Annotated in this window: 5 protein-coding genes; 3 read left to right on the top strand and 2 right to left on the bottom strand. The window is 43.5% G+C overall.

The window, feature by feature from the left end:
* Nucleotides 1-264, top strand: a 264-nt coding sequence (locus EWV66_RS14770; RefSeq protein WP_287107089.1) for an IS30 family transposase, incomplete at its 5' end; no start/stop codon positions are given.
* A 244-nt stretch (nt 265-508) separates the two neighbouring features.
* Here EWV66_RS14770 and EWV66_RS14765 read toward each other — a convergent pair.
* Nucleotides 509-949 (bottom strand): hypothetical protein, encoded by a 441-nt coding sequence (locus EWV66_RS14765; RefSeq protein ID WP_287107088.1) that lies wholly within the window; start codon nt 947-949, stop codon nt 509-511.
* Nucleotides 927-1178: a helix-turn-helix domain-containing protein gene (locus tag EWV66_RS14760; RefSeq protein ID WP_072926936.1), complete on the bottom strand. Its 252-nt coding sequence runs from the start codon at nt 1176-1178 to the stop codon at nt 927-929. Before EWV66_RS14760 ends, EWV66_RS14765 begins: the two co-directional genes overlap by 23 nt.
* Before the next feature lie 153 nt (nt 1179-1331).
* On the opposite strand from EWV66_RS14760, the gene der reads away from it, so the two are divergent.
* Complete coding sequence (gene der, locus EWV66_RS14755; protein WP_002766078.1) at nt 1332-2690, top strand: ribosome biogenesis GTPase Der; 1359 nt, start codon at nt 1332-1334, stop codon at nt 2688-2690.
* 3 nt (nt 2691-2693) lie between these two features.
* A complete protein-coding gene (locus EWV66_RS14750; RefSeq protein ID WP_072926937.1) occupies nt 2694-3569 on the top strand; it encodes an energy-coupling factor transporter transmembrane component T family protein in 876 nt (291 codons plus the stop codon).
* Nucleotides 3570-4400 lie beyond the last annotated feature (831 nt).

Here is a 4400-nt window from a genome sequence, read left to right as displayed (position 1 = left end):
CATCAAGAGTTGAGTCAGAAACTAGGAGCAGATTTTTATTTTGCTACTCCTTATCATTCGTGGGAGAGGGGATTAAACGAGCATACCAATGGACTGTTAAGACAATTTTTCCCCAAGGGAACGAATTTTAAAATCGTTAAGCCAGAGGAGGTGGAAAGAGCCGTAAACTTGATTAACAATCGTCCTCGAAAATGTCTTGACTATCGTACCCCGAATGAGGTATTCTATAAAGGTAGATCAGATAGTGATGCAATTCAAACTTGAATTGGCGCTTCCCTGTAAACCTGCCCCTACTCCCCCAGTTTTTTTATCTATTGCCCATGCCCAAGAAAAAACATTAGGATCAAGAGGATTAAGGGGGTATTCACAGTAAACATATTCATTGGCCTCTCGGTTTTTTAGCAATATTCCCTCATAGCTGTTGATGACATGTGTGATAATTTTGGCTTATGGAATCCTGAAGTGCTTATTGGGCAAAACTTTTAGGACTATTTTGCGGAATAAACTATCAGTATAGACCTAGTTTCCACACAGAAACCAGAAGAGCCATGACATTTTGAGCAGTTTGACTGGAGCGAATCTTCTCGTTCCAGTGTTGAATAATAGCGGTTCCCAGTTGTGCGGGGGAAGATTGCAGATTCAAAGAGGGAACCCCAAGTTGAATGGCTTTTTTGATAATATCTGCTCGTTGAATTACGAACAAAAAGGTATTATCTGTAGTTAAACTATTCAGTTGTAGAGATTTTAGCGACCAACCACTGGCAGTTTTACTGTCCACTGCATCGTAGAGTAGTTTGCTTCTGCCTAGGGCAGGATCGGATAAAGGAATATTCTTGATATAATGAAAAATTGCTTCCCAGCTATAATCCTCGATCGAGCCAATCAATGGTGAGGCAATTGCGGCTAGAATGGCCTGCTTTAGTCTTTTAGTCTCGTCGTTCGTTAACACTTAGGGATTCCTCTACGGAATACAAAAATTCACTCATCCTCAGACCTAAAGCATTAGTAATATGACTAAGCACTCTCACCGATGGACTTTTTAATCCTCGCTCTAGTTGACTGATGTAAGTTCTATGCAGACCTGTTACTTCCGCCAAATACTCTTGCGACCACCCTTTTTCTTGGCGATAACGCTGTAGTTCTTGTCCTAAAATTTGCTCTAGTTGACCAGATTGCATAAGCTGAATTCTAGTCTTTTGTATACCAAAGTTCTACAGACTAAAGTATTCAATGTCTCAGTGCCGAACAGAAACACGATCAATCAACCAAGGTCGATCGCAAATCGCTATGATAGAATATTGGGTCTTTAATTTCCGTCCCCTCCCCCTCTTATGAAACTGCCTGTCGTCGCTATTATCGGTCGTCCCAATGTGGGCAAATCCACCCTCGTCAATCGTATCGCTGGAGATCAACAGGCGATCGTTTTCGATCAACCCGGGATTACCAGAGATCGCACCTATCAACCAGCTTTCTGGTGCGATCGAGATTTTCAAATTGTCGATACAGGAGGGCTAGTTTTTAACGATGACAGCGAATTTCTCCCTTTAATCCGCGAACAGGCTTTAATCGCCCTAGCAGAGGCAAGTGTGGCGATTTTTGTCGTCGATGGCCAGGCAGGAATTACCGCCGGCGATCGAGAAATTGCCGCTTGGTTACGACAGCAAAATGTCCCGATACTTTTGGCCGTCAATAAATGTGAATCGGTGGAACAGGGTATCCTGCAAGCGACGGAATTCTGGGAATTAGCCATCGGTGAACCCTTCCCCATCTCGGCCATTCACGGCTCCGGTACAGGAGAACTACTAGATGCCCTGATTAAATATTTGCCACCCGGGGCGGCAATTCCCGAAAATGAAGAGATTAAAGTGGCAATTATCGGTCGTCCTAACGTGGGTAAATCCAGTCTCCTCAATGCTTTAACCGGACAACAACGGGCGATCGTTAGTCCGATTTCGGGAACCACCAGAGACTCGATCGATACTTTAATTGAACGAGAAGGACAGGTGTATCGGTTAATTGACACCGCCGGGATTCGCCGTAAGAAGAATGTGGACTATGGAGCCGAATTTTTCAGTATTAACCGTGCTTTTAAGGCAATTCGCCGGTCTGACGTGGTACTATTCGTCATCGATGTGCTAGATGGTGTCACCGAACAGGATTTAAAATTAGCGGGGCGAATCATTGAAGAAGGGCGTGCGGTGGTGCTAGTGGTCAATAAATGGGATGCGGTGGAGAAAGACACCTACACCATCAATACTTACACCAAAATGCTCCAGGATCGGCTGTATTTCATGGATTGGGCAGAAATGATCTTTGTCAGTGCTATGACGGGGCAAAGAGTCACCAAAATCCTCGAATTAGTCGATATTGCCGCCGAATCTCACCGTCGTCGCGTCAGTACCTCGGTAATCAACGATGTGATCGAAGATGCGGTTAAATGGCACAATCCCCCCACCACCAGGGGCGGAAAACAGGGGAAACTATACTATGGCACGCAAGTATCGAGTCAACCCCCCACGATCGCCCTTTTCGTTAACGATCCCCAGCGCTTTAATGATAACTATCGCCGTTACATCGAAGGGCAATTCCGGCAACAGTTAGGCTTTAAAGGAACCCCGATCCGCTTAATCTGGCGCGGCAAACCGGCGCGAGAAGTGGAAAAAACGGTTAATAGAGCCACCAAGGTCTAATTTATGGATTTATTGCGAAGTTTGCCCATCGGTCTTTATCTCGATCAACCGATCACCCGACTACATCAACTAGATGCCAGGGTAAAATTTATCTGGTTAATGGTGTTTTTAGCAGCACCTTTATTAGCTAATGCTTGGTGGCGTTTAGCTTTGGTGGGATTATTAATGTTGTTAACCCTGCTTGCACCTATTCCCCCCCGCGTCTGGCGGCAACAGATGGGCTGGCTGATATTTTTAGCGATTATCGTCTTTCTGATTACTGCCATCACTCCCGATGGTTTAGCGGTGAGTATTCAGCCGCGTTTACCAGAGGAAGGGCTGAATTTACCGCCAGCAAGTGATTATCAGTATGTTTTATGGGATAGAGGCCGTTTATTTGTTACCCGACGTTCTTTGGAATTAGCAGTGAGAATTAGTACCCTAATTTTTACTTTAATTTATAGCACTAATCTCTTTTTGTTGACGACGGCCCCAGAAGAAATTACCGAAGGTTTAGAGAATTTAATCAGTCCTTTACGGCGATTTAATGTGCCTGTGACAGAAATTTCTCTGACTCTGACCCTGTCTTTGCGCTTTATTCCTCTGGTTTTAGAAGAAGTGCAAAATCTAGCCAGGGCAGTGCGAACTAGGGCGATCGATTGGCAAAAATTAGGGATTAAAAGAAGTTTAAACGTCTGGTTAACAGTAGTGGAAAAATTACTAGATAATTTGCTTTTACGCGCCGAACAAATAGCAATTGCTATGGAGGTTCGCGGTTTTACCAGTCCCAATCAGCATCAAGTACGCTGGCACCAATTACAGTTAAGATGGGCTGATTTTATCGCTTTATTTTTGTTAATTCCCTTTTGGGCAGCCCGATTAGTTTGGGGTGGTTTATAGCAGTTATCAGTGATCAGTTATCAGATTTGAGTTTTAAGTGTGCAGTATTAAATAGAAGTTTCCTACTGTCTTTTCACCTGATAGTTCTTCGTTACTTGGTCTGGTTCGATCGGGTGGCATAAATCGACTAAATCTTTATCTGGCAAGGGATTTACTTGATTAGTTCGCTCTAGAAAACAATTGACAAAAATCGCCAAATGTCTTTCTCTATAAGAGTTTCATTTCTTATAACCCTGTCCGTTGCATAAGACAAACCGAAGAACCTCACTGATTACTGTTCACAGCAAAAAACTCCCCACTTTCCACTTCTCACTCGCCAATTTCCTACTAAAGATAGATATTTAAACAGATAAAAAGTATTACTTATAAGAGTAAGTTACGGCGTTTCTTATAGAGATGAGGTATGATAAGATTTGGCATTTGGCAGGGTGCATCTCATTTTTCTAAATCTACTAAGTTGGGATTTTTCAAGGAAGTCCGTAGGTTGGGTTGAGCGAATCAATAGGTTAAAGAAAACCTCTCAATTTTAGAGGAAAGCGAAACCCAACATTTCAGTTCGTAGGTTGGGTTGAGCGAATCAATGGGTTAAAGAAAACCTCTCAATTTTAGAGGAAAGCGGAACCCAACAGCCAACACCTAAATCCGTCGGAATCGGCGATCGCTTCTCCTGACCTTTTGTGGGGTTTCCTTGGGTCAATCCAAGCGTACTATAGTTGGGTTTCATGCTTCAACCCAACCTTGTATCTTGAGAAGTAGGCAACCCGTCCCAACCTAGGTAAAAAATACCGCTTTGTAGCTTGGGTGCCTATATTCTGAAAAAGGGCGTGGACA

Origin of the sequence: Microcystis sp. M_OC_Ca_00000000_C217Col (assembly GCF_007095585.1) — a bacterium.
Classification (GTDB): Bacteria; Cyanobacteriota; Cyanobacteriia; order Cyanobacteriales; family Microcystaceae; genus Microcystis; species Microcystis panniformis.
Note: the sequence above shows the minus strand (reverse complement) of the source record. Positions and strands in the feature narration are given on the sequence as shown.

Excerpts from the sequence above, each read along its gene's own strand:
- EWV66_RS14760 (WP_072926936.1), bottom strand. The coding sequence starts at position 1,178 with ATGCAATCTGGTCAACTAGAGCAAATTTTAGGACAAGAACTACAGCGT.
- der (WP_002766078.1), top strand. The coding sequence starts at position 1,332 with ATGAAACTGCCTGTCGTCGCTATTATCGGTCGTCCCAATGTGGGCAAA.
- EWV66_RS14750 (WP_072926937.1), top strand. The coding sequence starts at position 2,694 with ATGGATTTATTGCGAAGTTTGCCCATCGGTCTTTATCTCGATCAACCG.